The sequence below is a fragment of the Blautia sp. MSK.20.85 genome (assembly GCF_013317245.1).
GTDB lineage: Bacteria > Bacillota > Clostridia > Lachnospirales > Lachnospiraceae > Blautia_A.
Map to the genome: position 1 here is coordinate 162,702 of NZ_JAAIUN010000002.1, position 16,655 is coordinate 179,356.

The window sequence follows — 16,655 nt, forward strand, 5'->3', positions numbered from 1 at the left end:
AGCGATGTCCTTAGATCATCGCATAATATTTCAGGGCAGCCTTGATAGCATCTTCTTTCTCTTTCGGGCATTGCGGAACTCTTGCATTTTCTGATTTTGGAAGATTATAGTTTTCTCCCACTTCAATTCCACATTTGCGTTTTACCTGAGAAATATATAAACTTGAAACCTTCAAGCCAAATTCTTTCAGCACATAATCTTTGATTTCCTGATAGGTTGCTTTCAACTCGGCACTGGTGGCATCCAGCTCGTCCAGGTCTAAGTCGATCTCTATCGTGTCATCTGGTTTTTGTTGGGACAAAAGAACTACCGTCTCGACGTGCGTACTCTGCGGAAACATATCCGTAGTAGAAACCCGCATCAACTCATAATCCTCCGCACAAAGCACCTTCAGATCCCTGGCCAACGTAGCACTATCACAACTCACATAAACAATCCTCTCCGGTTTCATCTTAAGGATCGTATTCAGAAGTACCTCATCACAACCCTTTCTTGGCGGGTCCACAACGATGACATCTGCATAAACACCATTCTTCTCATACTCCCTCGGCAGTACTTCCTCTGCTTTTCCAACAAAAAACTCCACGTTCTCAATACCATTGAACTTCGCATTCTCTCTTGCATTGTCAATGGCCTGTGGTACGATCTCCACGCCGCGGACGAATTTTGCTTTCTGGGCCAGGAACAGGGAGATAGTTCCGATCCCGCAGTACAGATCCCATACAGTTTCATTTCCCGTAAGGCCGGCATATTCCAGAGCCTTTCCATACAGTTTTTCGGTCTGGATGGGATTGACCTGGAAAAAGGACAGTGGTGAGATCTGATAGGAGATATTTCCGATACTGTCCGTTATATAGGACTGTCCCCAGAGGAGGCGAAGCTGATCGCCCAGGATCACATTGTTTCGTTTTTTATTGACATTGATGGTGATGCTGGTCATTTCCGGAATTTCACAGAGTGATTCCACAAGAGCCTTTTCTGCAGGGATCTTATCTCCATTTAAGATCAGACAGACCATCATCTCATCTGTATGGAAGCCATAACGAATCATAATATGACGTACAAGACCTTTTCCCGTGGCCTCATCGTAGGGCTGTACATGATATTTTTCCATGTGTCCGATCACACGATCCAAAACCTCTTTATTCTGTTTCACTCCCAGAATACATTCTCGGTTATCAATGATGGAGTGGGTTCTTCCTGCATAAAAGCCTGTGATGATCTTTCCGTCTTTATTTTTTCCTACCGGAAACTGTGCCTTGTTTCGATAATGATAGGGGTCTTCCATCCCCATGATCGGTTCCATATCAAGATTCTGAAAACCTCCGATTCTTTCCAGATGTCCACGAACCTTTTTCTCTTTAAATTTCAGCTGCTGCTCGTAGGATAATGCCTGAAGCTGGCATCCTCCGCACTGGCGGGCAATGGAGCAGGCAGGTTTCACACGGTATGGAGACGGTGTGATCACCTCCATCAGGCGGCCATAGCCGTAGTTCTTTTTTGCCTTGATGATCTTGGCGCTGATCCTGTCTCCGATCACGGCGTCTTTCACAAAAACGGTGAAGCCATCGGCTTTCCCGATACCTTCACCGTCAACTCCGCAATCCTCTATATCCAAAGTCAGTATATCGTTTTTACGGAATTCCATCTATTAAATATCTCCTGTTCTTCTTAAATTGGACTCAAAAAGACGGTTGTAACCGAGCCATTCTTTTTTGCCCTTGTCTGCGTGGAAAATCTCTGTCAATGTCTCCATTCTTGCATCGGTATTGTCTGCCAGATTCAGAGCTACAGCCTCTGCAAGTGCCGGTTTCTTGGGAGAACCGTACTCCAGCTCACCGTGATGGGCAAGAATGCAGTGGATCACCTGGTTCTCAAGCTTCTCCGGAAAATCCGGAATTTCTTTTACCAGATCGTGTACCATCTGTGCACCAATCACAATGTGTCCCAGAAGCTGTCCCTCATCTGTATAATCATTCATAGGAAAAGCAGAAAGCTCCTTGGTCTTGCCCACATCATGAAGAAGAGCGGTTGTGATCAGAAGATCACGGTTCAAAAGCGGATACGCATTTGCCATGTAATCACAGAGACGTGTCACTCCAAGGGTGTGCTCCATCAGTCCGCCGATAAATCCATGATGTACGGTCTTGGCTGCGGAATGTCCTTCAAACACTTTCATAAATTCCTGATCTTCCACAAAAAGCTTCTTCAGGAGCTGAGAAAGATAAGGATTTTTCACACTGTTGATCAGGTCGCGCAGCTGGCTCTGCATATCATCCACACTGTTCTCACTGGTAGGAAGATAATCTGCCGGATCATACTCCCCTTCTCCTGCCTTGCGTGCTCTCTTGATATTCAGCTGCATGGCACCTGCAAAACTTGTCACATCTCCCATGATCTCAATGTAATCCAGTGCATCAAAATCATCGATTCCCAGAGAATTTGGGTCCCAAATCTTGCCATCGATCACACCTGTTTTATCCTGAAGGATCAGATTTTCATAGGGCTTTCCGTTCTTTGTTGTAGCTGCCTGTTTCTGTTTGCAGAGATAGATCCCGTTTACTCTGTCTCCCTCATGTAATTCATTTAAAAAACGCATAAAATTCTTGCCTTTCTGTTCTTTTTTACTTTCAAAGCGGAAATACTCATGTACCTATCCACTTCACACTTTACATTCACAGCCAGCCTTTCTTTACGATCTCTGGCCACATCCCGGTCCGGTCTTCCCTGCATTTTCGCACAGTTTCCTCTTACTTCCGGGCTTTATTCAGTATCATAACACATTTTACTTTCCTTTGCTATGGAAATCATGTAAAATAGGAAACGAAGTGTTTTTTTGCATATCCTGTGTTACGCAGAAAAGCACAGAATCAACAGAAGTAACAAAAAGGAGTAACTATAGCAACAATGAACAAAAAAGCATACAAAGCACTTGAATACTATAAAATCATAGATCTGCTCACAGACAAGGCATCCTCCCCCATGGGAAAAGATCTCTGCCGGAAGCTTACCCCTTCCACAGATATCGAGGAAATCCGATCCATGCAGCTGCAGACCCACGATGCCCTTGCACGCCTGTTCAAAAAAGGCGGCATTTCCTTTGGAAGTGTCAAGGATATCCGTGGCACACTGAAACGTCTTACTGTAGGCAGCGCTCTGAACGCACCGGAGCTGCTTTCCGTCTGCAGTCTTCTGGAAAATACCGGCCGTGTCAAAGCCTATTCCAGAAGTGACCGTGACGACGGAATGACCGATTCCCTTGACGGAATGTTTGCGGCACTGGAACCTCTGACACCACTGAGCACAGAGATCCGCCGCTGTATCCTTTCCGAGGATGAGATCAGTGACGATGCCAGCAGCACCCTTCGTCAGATCCGCCGCAGCATCAAGGCCACCAACGACCGGATCCACACTCAGCTTTCTTCTCTGGTTGCAGGAAGCGCCCGGAATTATCTTCAGGATTCTGTCATCACCATGCGTGACGGCCGCTACTGTATCCCGGTAAAAGCCGAGTACAAAGGCCAGGTTGCCGGTATGATCCACGACCAGTCCGCCACAGGTTCCACTCTTTTCATTGAGCCTATGGCTGTTGTCAAACTGAACAACGACATCCGCGAGCTGGAGCTGAAAGAACAGAAAGAGATCGAAGTAATCCTTGCGTCTTTAAGCCAGCAGGTAGCCGCAGAGCTGGAATCCATCCACGCAGATCTTTCCATCATGGTACAGCTGGACTTTATCTTTGCCCGTGCCGCTCTTGCCATGGACATGAATGCCAGCGAACCTATCTTCAATACCGAAGGACGGATCCGCCTGCGCCAGGCCCGTCACCCGCTGATCGACAGGAAAAAAGCCGTTCCTATTGACATCCGCCTTGGAGATGATTTTGACCTCCTGGTTGTCACAGGACCAAACACCGGTGGTAAAACCGTCTCCCTGAAAACCGTAGGACTTCTCACTCTTATGGGCCAGGCAGGCCTTCATATCCCGGCACTGGACCGTTCCGAACTTGCACTTTTCCGCGAGGTCTATGCGGATATCGGAGATGAGCAGAGCATTGAGCAGTCCTTAAGTACCTTCTCCTCTCATATGACAAACGTGGTTTCCTTCCTGAAATCCGCAGATCAGGACTCCCTGGTCCTCTTCGATGAGCTTGGTGCAGGTACCGACCCAACCGAGGGTGCCGCTCTTGCCATTGCTATCCTGTCCCATCTTCACGAACAGGGCATCCGCACCATGGCGACCACCCATTACAGCGAGCTGAAGATCTATGCCCTCTCTACCCCGGGTGTGGAAAATGCCTGCTGTGAATTTGATGTGGAAACTTTACGCCCCACCTACCGTCTCCTGATCGGAGTTCCCGGAAAAAGTAACGCATTTGCCATTTCCTCCAAACTGGGACTTCCGGATTTCATCATCGACAAGGCAAAAGAACAGATCAGTGAGCAGGATGAATCTTTTGAAGATGTTCTGACATCCCTGGAGCAGAGCCGTGTCACCATCGAAAACGAACGTGCAGAAATTGCCCGTTACAAAGAACAGGTAGAAGAGCTGAAAAAATCCCTCCAGGAAAAAGAGGAAAAACTGGATGAACGAAAAGAACGTATTCTCAGAGAAGCCAATGAACAGGCACATGCGATTCTCCGTGATACCAAGGAATACGCAGACCAGACCATGAAACTTTTTCATAAATTCCAGAAGGATCACGTAGATACCGCTTCTGTGGAAAAAGAGCGCCAGAACCTGAAGAAACGTATGTCAAAGGCTGAAAAAGGCATGTCTTCCAAACAGCAGAAGCAAAAACCAAAGAAGCAGCTGAAACCATCCGATCTTTCTCTTGGCGATACTGTAAAAGTTCTCAGCCTGAATCTGAAAGGAACCGTTTCCAGCCATCCGGATTCCAAGGGATATCTCTTTGTGCAGATGGGAATCATCCGTTCCAAAGTACATATCTCCGATCTGGAGCTTGTGGACGAGCCGGTGATCACCACCCCATCCATGCAGCGTACCGGTGCCGGAAAGATCCGCATGGCAAAAGCGGCCAGCATTTCCACAGAGATCAATCTTCTGGGAAAAACCGTGGACGAAGCAGTTGCAGAGCTGGACAAATATCTGGATGACGCCTACATCGCACACATGAAATCCGTCCGCATTGTTCACGGAAAAGGTACCGGCGCCCTCAGAAAAGGTGTCCACAATTACCTGAAACGCCAGAAACATGTAGCTTCCTTCCGTCTCGGAGAATTCGGAGAAGGCGATGCCGGCGTAACCATCGTAGAATTCAAGAAATAAAAAAAGGAGCGGAAACCATGGCTACAAAACAGAAAATCCTCATTGTTGACGATGACAACAACATTGCAGAGCTGGTAGCTCTCTACCTCACAAAAGAATGCTTTGAGACCAAGATCGTAAATGACGGCGAGGAAGCCCTGAAGCAGTTCCATATTTTTCACCCGGATCTGATCCTTCTGGATCTGATGCTTCCGGGTATTGACGGATACCAGGTATGTCGTGAGATCCGTCATACTTCCGATGTACCGATCATCATGCTTTCCGCCAAAGGAGAAACCTTTGACAAAGTCCTGGGGCTGGAACTTGGAGCAGACGATTACATCATCAAACCTTTCGACTCCAAAGAACTGGTTGCCCGTGTCCGTGCAGTGCTCCGCAGATTCCATGTAAAATCACCCTCTGCCGCACCAAAGGAAAAATGTGTATCCTATCCGGATCTGGTGATCAACCTGACTAACTATTCTGTGACGTATATGGGACACCAGATCGACATGCCGCCAAAGGAACTGGAGCTTCTCTATTTCCTGGCAGCTTCTCCCAATCAGGTTTTCACAAGGGAGCAGCTTCTGGACCATATCTGGGGCTATGAATATATCGGGGATACCCGAACCGTGGACGTTCACATCAAACGTCTCCGTGAGAAGATCAAGGATAATCCAAACTGGGCTCTCTCCACAGTCTGGGGAATCGGTTACAAATTTGAGGTAAAAGATTCATGAAACAGCATCTTTATACCAAACTGCTGATCCTGTATTTTGTGTTGGGGGGAATCTGCTTTCTGCTGCTTTCCTCCGGCGGCTCCTACCTGGTAGAAAAAAGGCTTGAACGCTCCACCGGAGAGTACCTTTACCGCACAGCCAGCCAGATGGTTTCCGGAAATGAACTCCGTCAGTCTGTAAAAGACCCGGAAAATGCCTCCCTCTCCCTGGCTCTTTCCTCTGCTGCCGCATTTCAAAATGCAGATTTCTGGGTCATGGACACGGACGGAACCGTTCTGATAAACACAGATGAACAGTCTTCCGGCTCCGGTGAGATCACTGTCAAAAATTTCCGGCCTGCAGATTACGAAAATATCTGTTATTCTTCCGGTACGTTTTATGGGACATTCAAAACCACGCAGTTAAGCACCGTCGTTCCCATAAAAGATACAGACCAGGTGATTGGTTATCTGGCAATCCACTACCCTATGAAAAACCTCTACGAAAGCCGCAGCAATATCGTAGAGGTTATGATCCTGATCTTTATTGTGATCTATCCACTGTTTTTCAGTTTTCTTCTGATCTACTTTTACCGGGTCCATAAACCTCTGAAAAAAATTTTAAAAGGCGCTCTGGAATTTGCCAACGGAAATCTTTCCTATACGATTCCAGTGGATTCTGAAGATGAGATGGGATATCTTTCCCACTCCCTGAATTACATGGCAGACAAGCTGAACAAAAACGGAGAATATCAGCGACAGTTTATCTCCAACGTATCCCATGATTTCCGCTCACCTCTGACCTCCATCAAAGGATATGTGGAAGCCATGCTGGATGGTACCATCCCACCGGAAATGCAGGAACGCTATCTGAAAGTCATTGCCTTTGAATCCACACGTCTGGAGAAATTGACCCGAAGCCTCCTTACCTTAAACGAACTGGATGTCAAAAAACGGATGATGCACATGCGGCGTTTTGATATCAACGAAACCATCCGTACTACAGCGGCCTCCTTCGAGGGGACCTGTTCGGAGCGGAATATCCGGCTGGAACTCCTTCTGGCAGGCAAAGAGCTGTTCGTCCGCGCGGATATGGAGCAGATCCAGCAGGTACTGTACAATTTATTGGACAATGCAGTAAAATTCAGCAGCGACAATTCTTCCATTACACTGGAAACAACCGTCAACCATGGCAAAGTTTTTGTCTCTGTCAAAGACCGGGGAACCGGAATTCCAAAAGAAAGTCTTTCCAAAATCTGGGACCGTTTCTACAAGATTGATGCCTCCCGTGGAAAAGACCGTAAGGGAACCGGCCTTGGACTTGCCATTGTGAAAGAGATCATCAACGCCCACAAGCAGAATATTAATGTAATCAGCACTGTTGGTGTGGGAACGGAATTTATTTTTACTCTTGAAAAAGCAAAATAAAACATCAAAAAACCTCTGATCCGGAAAGCTGTAAAAGAAATATTCCTTAATATTTCCTGCAATCTTTCCGAATCAGAGGTTCTTTTATTTACTCTATAAATCTTCTTCAGCTTGCTATTCAGTATGTAAATCAGACATTTACTTTCAATTTTTCAATCCGTTCACAATCTTATTTCCAGTCGTAATTTCTCAGATGCCCTTCCAGATTCATATGTGCAAAATTATGCTGGCGCAACGCCTCATAAAGCACAATAGCAACGGAATTGCTCAGATTCAGGGAACGGATATCCCCGATCATAGGTATCCTCACGCAGGTTTCCTGATTTTTCACCAGAATATCCTCCGGAATTCCCGCACTTTCCTTGCCAAACATAATAAAACAGTCATCCTCATACTTTACATCTGTATAAGTCTGAGGCGCCTTGGTGGTTGCGTAATAGATCTTCGCTCCCGGATTCTTCTTGAGAAAATCCTCATAGTCCAGATATCTGGTCACATCCAGATGTTCCCAGTAATCCATGCCTGCACGCTTGATTGCCTTCTCATTGAGACGGAAACCAAGCGGCTCGATCAGATGTAATCTGGTTCCTGTTGCCACACAGGTTCTGCCGATATTACCTGTATTTGCCGGAATTTCCGGCTCATGGAGTACAATGTTTAAAACTCCCATTATTTTCCTCTTTTCTATAAAACTGTCAAGCGGATATTCGCAATCCGCTTCGCTGTATATAATCCTAAATGCTGCAAACATTCAACGATTTATATTCAATCTTTTCCATTCGTCTTCCGCCGGACGCTCCAGATATCTGGCATTTCCGCCGCTGTAAAGAAGCCTGTCATTTCCGGAATTGGTCTGCCCGATCACTGCTGCCATGATCCCTTCTCTTCGTAACTCCTGCACAAACGCATCGCCACCCTGGATTCCCAGAAGAATACTTCCACCGGAAAGGAGTTTATAGGGATTCACATCAAAGATCTCACAGATCTCTATGGTTTCCTGTCGGATGGGTACGCTTCGAAGGTCTGCGCTAAGTCCCACTCCGGATGCTTCCGCCATTTTCCAGAGTGCAGACAGAAAGCCGCCTTCCCCCATCAGATACCTGGCACTGGCTCCGGACGCTTCCGCCATCTTCCAGACCTTATTGTTCTCTTTTTTCATTCCTGTTCCGTAAACTTCCGGAAGTTTTCCGGCATCTTCAAGGAACCGTTCCGAAAAAACTTCCCGCAGTCTGTCATGGTAGTTCTCTGCAATCCATGCCGTACCTTCTGCTGCCACAGGGCCTGCCACGATCAGTTCATCTCCGGGTTTCAGCTGTCCGTCAATTTCCGCCTGAAGTGCCTCCAGTGCTTTTTTCCCAAGTTTCATAACTGCCGCCTTAGTAAATGATCAGCGAAAGCACAGTCGGAACTACCATTGCCAGAACCAGAATAACTGCGATGATCGCTGTGATCACTTTTCTTTTTTTCGGATCAAACATTCCCATAATTTTTATTCACCTCATCTGTAATATCCGTTAATCGCGCATTGTTGGTCAAAGGATCCCTGTCTGTATAATCGAAAAGAATCGTCTTTCCATCCCGGAACACCTCGATATGGGCGGTCTTCGGGATTTTTTCCGCTTTCCGGTAATCCCAGATCAGCCGCTCGTATGGCTTCTGATCGGATGCAAAAGATGGTCTGCTCTTTAAATTCTCCCGAAGATAAAGATCCAGAAGCATCACATCGGAAAGGACTTCCAGCGGGATCTCTTTCTGTTCTCCGGCAAATTCCATCAGGATCTCATAGCGTCTCATCCTGGAATGAGAAATCTCCGAGTATCCTTTTTTCTCATAAAATCTGCCAAGTGCCTCATACATCCGGAAAGGATCTTCAAAATACTGTTCCAGAAATACAAGGGTGTGTTTGAACTGACCACTATTATAATACACTTCCACCATACTTTCCACCATTTTCAGCCCCAAAATCTCCCCGTAGGTCAGCCAGGCTGTGGAAAGCACCTCATAAGGTTCCCGGTCTTTGTAAAGGATCTGATATTCTCCGGTCATCTCCATCATATGCGAACCCTTCAGCACTTTCAGAAAACCAAGCTGAAACTGCTCCGGCCGCAGTGCATAGACATCGCAGAAAGACTTGTGGAAGCTTTCATATCCCTCATAGGGAAGTCCTGCGATCAGATCCAGATGCTGGTGGATATTTCCAAAGCTGTGGATCTGCTCTACGATTCCTTTCAGTTTTTCAAAATCCATGGTTCTCCGAATAGCTTTGATGGTCTGCGGATTGGTGGACTGTACCCCGATCTCCAGCTGGATCAGGCCCGGGCGCATGGTTTTCATCAGAGCCAGTTCCTCCTCACGGAGAAGGTCCGCGGAAATTTCAAAATGGAAGTTCGTGATCCCGTTGTCATGCTCTGTAATATACCGCCAGATTGCCATGGCGTGGTCATGTTTACAGTTGAAGGTACGGTCCACAAATTTGACCTGTGGAACTTTATTATCAATAAAAAACTGCAGTTCTTTTTTTACAAGTTCAATATCCCGGAACCGGAGCTTCTTATCTATGGAAGAAAGACAGTAACTGCAGGAAAATGGACATCCCCTGCTGCTCTCATAATAAATAATGCGGTTTTTAAACTCCGTAAGGTTGCTGTATGCAAACGGAACTTTACTTAAGTCCATCAGTTCCCGCCAGCCTGTGTGTACAATATCCGGGACTTTGGTTTCGTCATGAAATGCCACACCTCGGATTTCTTTCAGGTTTTCCGGTTTTCTTTCTATATAATAGCCTGCCAGTTCATGGAAAGTTTCTTCTCCCTCTCCTACCATCACACCAAAAAACGCGGGATTCTTTTTCAGAAATTCCACCGCATCGTAAGATACTTCCGGACCGCCTGCCCAGAAATCCACATGTGGAAGGATTTTCTTAAGATCCGGTACCAGTTCTTTTACAAAGGAAATATTCCAGATATAGCAGGAAAAACAGATCACATCCGGCTGTTCCAGATAAATGTCCTTTAAAATATCATCCTGGATCTGATTGATCGTATACTCTTTGATCACTACATTGGGGCTGTACTCTCCAGAACAGGATTTCAGGTTGTATACTGCAAGATTGGAATGGATATATTTTGCGTTGCACGCTGCAAGTAAAATTTTCAAAATTTGTATTCTCCTAACTTCCGCCGGATGATCTCCCTCTTTACCCGGCATTTTTCATTATTTCTCCGTTTGATTCTTTCGCCTTATGATTATAGCGTTCCCATCCCCGGATGTAAATAGAAAAACCGGATTCCTCTTTTGCAACAAAGATTCCGTTTCTGTTGTATTTCCATTCAAACAGCGTTAAAATGGATACTACATCTTTTATAAAGGAGTACCTTTTTATGGACCGAAACAGCTGCCTGAACTATTTTCAGGCTTTTCCCTTCTGGGAACATATGACCGAAGAAGACCAGGATTTTCTTCTTGATAATATCCGTGAACTTCATTACCCGGCAGGTGCTGCCATACAGTCAGAAGAACGCCAGTGTCTGGGAACTCTTTTTCTTCTGAAGGGCGTTCTCCGCGTGTACCTTCTGTCCTCTCAGGGAAAAGAAGCCACACTGTACCGTTTAAGGGACAGTGATATCTGCACCCTTTCCGCTTCCTGTATGCTTTCTGCCATCACATTTGATGTGCAGATCGATGCGGAAACAGACTGTGATCTTCTTCTGCTTCCGGCAGTTCCTTTTTCCCGGCTGATGAAAAACAATATCTATCTGGAAAATTTCATCTATAAACGGACAACCGAACATTTCTCGGATGTGATCGCCGGAATCGAACGGACATTTTTTATGACGTTACCTCAGAGGATCGCAGCCTTCCTGCTGGACGAAGCTGCAGATACCGGTTCTGATGAACTCACTCTCACCCAGGAGGCAATCGCCCGCTCCATCGGAAGTGCCAGGGAGGCAGTCAGCCGCAGCCTCAAAAAAATGAATAAAGACGGCTCTATCCAGATCTCACGGGGATCGATCCGCATTCTGGATAAAAGCCGTCTTTATGAAATGATGAATACTTTCTGATCTTACTGAAGTGCTGCTTCAAGCTCTGCTTTTGATGTCAGTCCCACAAAACGTGCAGTCTCTTTTCCACCTTTAAACACAAGCAGTGTAGGAATACTCATGATCTTATACTGCTGTGCAAGAGACGGCTCTTTATCTACGTCTACTTTCCCTACTTCGTATCCTGCTTCTGCCAGTTCTTCCACAACCGGAGCCTGACGTCTGCACGGTCCGCACCAGGTTGCCCAGAAATCTACCAGTACCGGTTTCTCTGCATTTAATACCTCTGTTTCAAAATTGTCTGTTGTAAAAACTTTTGCCATGATAAAATTCCTCCTTAAATTTATATGTTATAAAATCCGATCCTGTTTCTGATCGTTATCAGTTTCTGCCTTTCTTCTGAATTTATACTGTATGCACTCTATGCCTGCTCTTTCAAAAGTTTCCGCACATACTGACAGGCGGAAAGGCCTGCCTGCGCTCCATCATGTACCGCTTTTGCCACCTGAAGAAGGCCTCCGGTACAATCCCCTGCCGCATACAGTCCTGGAACCGTTGTTTCCATCTCCTCATTCACCCGGATATTTCCTTTTTCATTCAGTTCCGCACCAATCTGGCGGGCCATTTCTGAACTTCCGGCTGTACCCAATGCCACAAAAACACCTTCTGCGGGTGCAAATGACGTTTGCGGTTCGCCTGCTTCCTGTAAAGATACATCTCCTTTCAGGCGAAGTCCCTGAACACGCTCATCTCCCTCAATTGCCTGAATTTTCATGGTATTCACGTCAATCGCATTCTCCTTTGAAAATTCCGGTTTCTTTCCATCTGTAAAAATCGTCACATGAGAAGCTGTATGAGAAAGTTCCTCAGCTTCATGAAGGGCAAAATCGCTGTTTCCAAGAACCGCCACATCTTTTCCGCGGTAGAAAAAAGCATCGCATACTGCACAGTAGCTGACTCCTTTTCCTTCAAATTCCTTCACTCCCGGGATCTTCGCAGAAGCTCTTTTGCTTCCCGTTGCCAGGATCACACTGCGGGCTTCAAAATCGCCTTCCGTTGTTTTCACCTCAAAGGTATCAAAGCCTCCCATTCCCACGACCTGGGCATCCAGGATCCTGACACCAAGTGCCCTGGCCTGTTCAAGTCCTCTTTCAAAAAGTTCTTTTCCGGAAAGAGGTTTCTCAAGTCCGTAATAATTCTCGATCTTCTCTGCTTTTTCCAGTGAACCGATTCCTGTATTGATGATCAGCGGGTCCATATTTCCTCTCGCTGCATAAAGAGCTGCGGAAATTCCTGCCGGGCCTGCTCCTACGATAATGATATTTTCCATTTCAGACACCTGCTTTCTTCTGCTTCTTTGAAATCTGTTTTATAATATACGCTCTGCATCGGTCTGTTTCTGTGATTAAGTCACTTTTGCTTTCTCACAGAACCTATTATACCACACCCTTCTGGAATTACACCCCTTTTATCATCTTTATCTTCCCTGTTTTTCCTGTTGCAAACGTTTTCCGAAATCTTGCACCCTGACTTCTTCTATGCTATTATTATAACAGTTTTGCTGATGCAGACCATTCAATTTTATTGTTTGTTTTTGAATATTTCAGATAGATCAGTTATGAAATAAGGGAGAGTTATTTATTATGAGAAGTTTTGAATATTTTACCCCCACACGGGTGGTTTTTGGAAAAGATACACATCTTAAAGTTGCCACACTTCTGAAAGAACAGCATTGTAAAAAAGTTCTGATCCACTACGGCGGACACAGTGCCATTAAATCCGGTCTTATTGATGAAATCAGATCCGTACTTGACGAGGCAGGAATTGCCTATGTAACTCTTGGAGGCGTCGTTCCAAATCCACGGCTTTCCAAGGTCCGGGAGGGAATTGAGCTCTGCCGCAGAGAAAATGTGGATTTTCTTCTTGCTGTAGGAGGCGGAAGTGTTATTGATTCTTGTAAAGCCATCGGTTACGGCCTTGCAAATCCGGAAACCGATGTATGGAACTTTTTCCTCCGCACCGAAACTCCAAAAGCCTGTCTTCCAGTTGGTGTGATCCTTACCATCGCAGCTTCCGGAAGTGAAATGAGCAATTCCTGCGTCATCACAAATGAAGACGGCTGGCTGAAACGCAGTACTGCCCGAAATGACCTGTGCAGACCACGTTTTGCCATTCTGAATCCACGGCTTACATACACCTTACCTCAGTACCAGACCGAAAGCGGCTGTGTGGATATCCTGATGCATACCATGGAACGGTATTTCGTAAATATCGAAACTATGGAAATTACAGACAGCATCAGCGAATCCCTGATGCAGACGGTAATCTACAATTCCCGTATCTTGCTGAAAGAGCCGGATAATTATACCGCCAGAGCAGAAATCATGTGGGCAGGAAGTCTCTCTCACAACGGTCTTACCGGCTGTGGAACCGGTGGCGGTGACTGGGCATGTCATCAGCTGGAACATGAACTTGGAGGGACCTACGATGTAGCTCACGGTGCCGGTCTGGCCGCATTGTGGGGAAGCTGGGCACGTTATGTCTATGACGCAAATCCGGAGCGTTTTGCCCAGTTTGCCACCAACGTATTCGAAATCCCATGCAGTATCGATTTCAACAAAACCGCCCTTGCCGGTATCGAGGCTATGGAAGATTATTTCCGTTCCATTCAGATGCCTACCAGCCTTCATGAGCTTGGTCTTGACCTTACAGAAAAAGATATCCACGATCTGGCATTTAAGTGCAGTTATGAAGATACCCGCACCATCGGCGTTTTCAAACAGTTAAATATGAAAGATATGGAAAAAATTTATCTGGCTGCACGATAAATGCGCCAAATATAATATTGCAGATGCTTTTTTGAAAATCAGATTTTTCAGAAAAACATCTGCTTTTTTTCATTTTTCCCTTGCATTCTCTACATAAATGTGTTAAAGTAATAAAGTACTCGAAAGAGACATGCCCAGATAGCTCAGTTGGTAGAGCAGAGGACTGAAAATCCTCGTGTCGCTGGTTCGATTCCGGCTCTGGGCATTATTTTTTTGCTCTGTTCACAGTTCCTGTTTCCTGTTGAACAGAGTTTTTCTTTTTATAAATAAAAAATACTGCATTCGACGTTTTCTGATAAAGCGGATATTTATATTCCGATTTATACGTAAAGTCTGATGCAGTATTTTTTGTTATACGTATTACATCACATATTGTAGTTGTAGATGATTTCCTGCATTTTTACTGAAGGAGATAAACTTCTGTATAAAATACGCCTTTCTCTTCTGCCTCTGAATGTGTGGCAACATAAACATCAATACAGTTGGTACGGATCGCGCCTCCGCAATCCTCCGCAACGTAAACCTGTCCATTGATCACTACCTTGGAACCATAAGGAATCTGGCTGGGATCTACTGCTATGGTATGATTGGTTGTTGCTGTTACGCCTGTAGATGTGATTCCGTTTGACCATGGGCCACAGCAGATACTGCATGGACAGTAATGGGTAATACGAAAAGTTCCCAGAGATTTCAATGTTGCATCAGAGGAAACAGATACCGGTGTTCCAATCTGCACTCCATTGGCAGATGTTCCGGAACCACCTGTAGATGTCACGCCATCTACGGCATCTGCAAAAATACCCTCTCCGGAGCTCTTGGTAAGGGAGCCGGCTTTTGTTTTCTTTTCCTGTTCTGCTTTGGCCACCTCAGTCTCCTGGTATCCTTCCAGACAACTGGTAGGAATATATCCCATCTGCTGTGCGCCACTGTCATCTGTGTAAACGATACGGCTCCAGATGTCATCTACTGTACCAGTCCTCTTCAGTTCATCATCCTGAAGAACTTCTCCTACTACTTCTCCGTCTTTTTTTCCCGGATAATCAAGAATATCGCTGTCTTTGGCTGCCGTGACTGTATCCGTAAATTTATTCACGGTTTCCGTATCACTGAGCACGCTATCCTGAACATAACCGATAATCTTGTCCTCTCCGTCTTTCTGAAATGTGACTTTACTCCATCCGTTGTCACATACGGCAACTCTCTCTAGTTTCGTTCCCAGAAGAACAGATCGAAGTTCTGTTCCGCTTTCTCCTGGATTGGACCGAATTGCAGTGTTCTTCGCAGTGACATAAAGAGTATCTGTCTTCGCCAGTGCATTTACTGTATTTCCTTCCCCATCATCAATCTGAAACTGTTGGGGTGATTTTTTCTCCTGTGTATATGTATTCAGTGTCGCTTCATATCCAAGTACCTCTGCAGATGCTGATACAGGGAACATCATGGAAGCACACAAAATAACTGCAAGAAGCCTTTTACGCATGAAATCTTGCCTCCTTTTTTCCGGCATTCTGCGGTTTGTCCCGACTATCATAGCATATCAGATCGTATTTTGCAATTTTGCAAGTCAGTCTTCAGAAAATTTTAACAAAAAGATCACATTTCTTAACTGGTCAAATCCCCATCTGACGGGTAAAATAAGCTTATGAATACAAAACGAAAGAATCATAAACTTACAAAAAAACAACGTCAGCGTCTCCGCATACGCCAGGTCCGCAGACAGAAAATCTTCCTGGGTTGCATCTTCCTGCTGATTCTCGGATGTATTTTTCTGCGCTTACCCAGATTTTCCGGAAAGCAGACAACTACGCACCAGATCAATGCATCCTGTGAAGCCTACCGGGATGAAGTTTCCACAGAAGCCGCCCAATATGGCATGTCTGACTATGTAGATCTGATCCTGGCAGTTATGATGCAGGAAAGCTCCGGTCAGGGAACCGATCCCATGCAGTCATCAGAAGGCGCTTATAACACGCAGTATCCTCAGCAGCCCAACGGAATCACAGATCCTTCCTACTCTATCTCCTGTGGAATTCAGGAGCTGAAATATGCCCTGGATAAATCCGGATGCACCGGACCTGCTGATCTGCCCCATATCCGCCTTGCCCTGCAGGCCTATAACTTTGGCACAGATTCCTATTTCTCTTATCTCGAAAAAAACGGAGAAACTTCCTGGACAACTGAAAGCGCCCAGGCATTCGCCCAGATGGCAAGTGGTGGCAGACAACGTGATGAAGATGATCCTCTTCACGATCCGGCAGGGCCATGGGATTACGGTGACCAGTATTATCCTGATCACGTACTTCGCTATTATCATACAAGCAGCGGATCTGAAACATCCTGATCTTGAAATGTCTTCTTTTTTTTAATTTTTCA

General features: G+C 45.7%; 14 protein-coding genes and 1 tRNA gene. 7 read left to right on the forward strand and 8 right to left on the reverse strand.

What is annotated here, in order from left to right; all coding sequences use genetic code 11:
* Positions 1–10 precede the first annotated feature (10 nt).
* The gene (gene rlmD / locus G5B12_RS01995; protein ID WP_174087653.1) at positions 11–1,648 is read right to left on the reverse strand and encodes a 23S rRNA (uracil(1939)-C(5))-methyltransferase RlmD; all 1,638 of its coding nucleotides are present in this window, start codon (positions 1,646–1,648) and stop codon (positions 11–13) included.
* Positions 1,649–1,651: 3 nt separating this feature from the next.
* Positions 1,652–2,599: a 3'-5' exoribonuclease YhaM family protein gene (locus G5B12_RS02000; RefSeq protein ID WP_021975915.1), complete on the reverse strand. Its 948-nt coding sequence runs from the start codon at positions 2,597–2,599 to the stop codon at positions 1,652–1,654.
* Between the two features lie 308 nt (positions 2,600–2,907).
* Here G5B12_RS02000 and G5B12_RS02005 point away from each other — a divergent pair, with 308 nt between their 5' ends.
* Genes G5B12_RS02005 through G5B12_RS02015 form a run of 3 tightly spaced genes read left to right on the forward strand, consistent with a single transcriptional unit; the run spans position 2,908 to position 7,414 of the window.
* Entirely contained in the window at positions 2,908–5,289 is a 2,382-nt protein-coding gene (locus tag G5B12_RS02005) for an endonuclease MutS2 (RefSeq protein WP_174087654.1), read from the forward strand.
* A gap of 17 nt (positions 5,290–5,306) precedes the next feature.
* Positions 5,307–6,008 (forward strand): response regulator transcription factor, encoded by a 702-nt coding sequence (locus tag G5B12_RS02010; protein ID WP_015524367.1) that lies wholly within the window; start codon positions 5,307–5,309, stop codon positions 6,006–6,008.
* The gene (locus G5B12_RS02015) at positions 6,005–7,414 is read left to right on the forward strand and encodes a sensor histidine kinase (protein ID WP_174087655.1); all 1,410 of its coding nucleotides are present in this window, start codon (positions 6,005–6,007) and stop codon (positions 7,412–7,414) included. The genes G5B12_RS02010 and G5B12_RS02015 overlap by 4 nt, the downstream gene beginning before the upstream one ends.
* 169 nt (positions 7,415–7,583) lie before the next feature.
* Here G5B12_RS02015 and G5B12_RS02020 read toward each other — a convergent pair whose 3' ends face one another.
* The 3 genes from G5B12_RS02020 to G5B12_RS02030 all read right to left on the reverse strand — a co-directional run bounded on the left by G5B12_RS02020 (position 7,584) and on the right by G5B12_RS02030 (position 10,570).
* Positions 7,584–8,084 carry a tRNA (cytidine(34)-2'-O)-methyltransferase gene (locus G5B12_RS02020; protein ID WP_021975912.1) on the reverse strand — a complete coding sequence of 167 codons (501 nt, stop codon included), beginning with the start codon at positions 8,082–8,084 and terminating at the stop codon, positions 7,584–7,586.
* Between the two features lie 81 nt (positions 8,085–8,165).
* Complete coding sequence (locus G5B12_RS02025; RefSeq protein ID WP_021975911.1) at positions 8,166–8,780, reverse strand: AIR synthase-related protein; 615 nt, start codon at positions 8,778–8,780, stop codon at positions 8,166–8,168.
* A gap of 104 nt (positions 8,781–8,884) precedes the next feature.
* Positions 8,885–10,570 carry a B12-binding domain-containing radical SAM protein gene (locus G5B12_RS02030; protein ID WP_174087656.1) on the reverse strand — a complete coding sequence of 562 codons (1,686 nt, stop codon included), beginning with the start codon at positions 10,568–10,570 and terminating at the stop codon, positions 8,885–8,887.
* Between the two features lie 224 nt (positions 10,571–10,794).
* On the opposite strand from G5B12_RS02030, the gene G5B12_RS02035 reads away from it, so the two are divergent.
* Positions 10,795–11,475 (forward strand): Crp/Fnr family transcriptional regulator, encoded by a 681-nt coding sequence (locus G5B12_RS02035; protein WP_021975908.1) that lies wholly within the window; start codon positions 10,795–10,797, stop codon positions 11,473–11,475.
* A gap of 2 nt (positions 11,476–11,477) precedes the next feature.
* Here the strand turns inward: G5B12_RS02035 and trxA are convergent, their stop codons facing one another.
* Positions 11,478–11,777 carry a thioredoxin gene (gene trxA, locus G5B12_RS02040; protein ID WP_021975907.1) on the reverse strand — a complete coding sequence of 100 codons (300 nt, stop codon included), beginning with the start codon at positions 11,775–11,777 and terminating at the stop codon, positions 11,478–11,480.
* Positions 11,778–11,875: 98 nt separating this feature from the next.
* Entirely contained in the window at positions 11,876–12,784 is a 909-nt protein-coding gene (locus G5B12_RS02045) for an NAD(P)/FAD-dependent oxidoreductase (RefSeq protein ID WP_174087657.1), read from the reverse strand.
* A 313-nt stretch (positions 12,785–13,097) separates the two neighbouring features.
* Between G5B12_RS02045 and G5B12_RS02050 the strand changes: the two genes are divergently transcribed.
* Together G5B12_RS02050 and G5B12_RS02055 are read left to right on the forward strand one after the other, a co-directional pair.
* Positions 13,098–14,282: an iron-containing alcohol dehydrogenase gene (locus G5B12_RS02050; protein ID WP_021975905.1), complete on the forward strand. Its 1,185-nt coding sequence runs from the start codon at positions 13,098–13,100 to the stop codon at positions 14,280–14,282.
* Between the two features lie 132 nt (positions 14,283–14,414).
* Positions 14,415–14,487 (forward strand) — tRNA-Phe (locus G5B12_RS02055).
* Between the two features lie 195 nt (positions 14,488–14,682).
* Here G5B12_RS02055 and G5B12_RS02060 read toward each other — a convergent pair.
* Positions 14,683–15,762, reverse strand: coding sequence for a 3D domain-containing protein (locus G5B12_RS02060; RefSeq protein WP_174087658.1), 1,080 nt, complete (start codon positions 15,760–15,762; stop codon positions 14,683–14,685).
* Positions 15,763–15,924: 162 nt separating this feature from the next.
* On the opposite strand from G5B12_RS02060, the gene G5B12_RS02065 reads away from it, so the two are divergent.
* The gene (locus G5B12_RS02065) at positions 15,925–16,623 is read left to right on the forward strand and encodes a lysozyme family protein (protein WP_021975903.1); all 699 of its coding nucleotides are present in this window, start codon (positions 15,925–15,927) and stop codon (positions 16,621–16,623) included.
* Positions 16,624–16,655 lie beyond the last annotated feature (32 nt).

What these genes read in the sequence shown, in the direction of transcription:
- trxA (WP_021975907.1), bottom strand. Translation starts at nt 11,777, where the DNA reads ATGGCAAAAGTTTTTACAACAGACAATTTTGAAACAGAGGTATTAAAT.
- G5B12_RS02050 (WP_021975905.1), top strand. Translation starts at nt 13,098, where the DNA reads ATGAGAAGTTTTGAATATTTTACCCCCACACGGGTGGTTTTTGGAAAA.
- G5B12_RS02000 (WP_021975915.1), bottom strand. Translation starts at nt 2,599, where the DNA reads ATGCGTTTTTTAAATGAATTACATGAGGGAGACAGAGTAAACGGGATC.
- G5B12_RS02045 (WP_174087657.1), bottom strand. Translation starts at nt 12,784, where the DNA reads ATGGAAAATATCATTATCGTAGGAGCAGGCCCGGCAGGAATTTCCGCA.
- rlmD (WP_174087653.1), bottom strand. Translation starts at nt 1,648, where the DNA reads ATGGAATTCCGTAAAAACGATATACTGACTTTGGATATAGAGGATTGC.
- G5B12_RS02035 (WP_021975908.1), top strand. Translation starts at nt 10,795, where the DNA reads ATGGACCGAAACAGCTGCCTGAACTATTTTCAGGCTTTTCCCTTCTGG.
- G5B12_RS02020 (WP_021975912.1), bottom strand. Translation starts at nt 8,084, where the DNA reads ATGGGAGTTTTAAACATTGTACTCCATGAGCCGGAAATTCCGGCAAAT.
- G5B12_RS02025 (WP_021975911.1), bottom strand. Translation starts at nt 8,780, where the DNA reads ATGAAACTTGGGAAAAAAGCACTGGAGGCACTTCAGGCGGAAATTGAC.
- G5B12_RS02015 (WP_174087655.1), top strand. Translation starts at nt 6,005, where the DNA reads ATGAAACAGCATCTTTATACCAAACTGCTGATCCTGTATTTTGTGTTG.
- G5B12_RS02005 (WP_174087654.1), top strand. Translation starts at nt 2,908, where the DNA reads ATGAACAAAAAAGCATACAAAGCACTTGAATACTATAAAATCATAGAT.
- G5B12_RS02010 (WP_015524367.1), top strand. Translation starts at nt 5,307, where the DNA reads ATGGCTACAAAACAGAAAATCCTCATTGTTGACGATGACAACAACATT.
- G5B12_RS02065 (WP_021975903.1), top strand. Translation starts at nt 15,925, where the DNA reads ATGAATACAAAACGAAAGAATCATAAACTTACAAAAAAACAACGTCAG.
- G5B12_RS02060 (WP_174087658.1), bottom strand. Translation starts at nt 15,762, where the DNA reads ATGCGTAAAAGGCTTCTTGCAGTTATTTTGTGTGCTTCCATGATGTTC.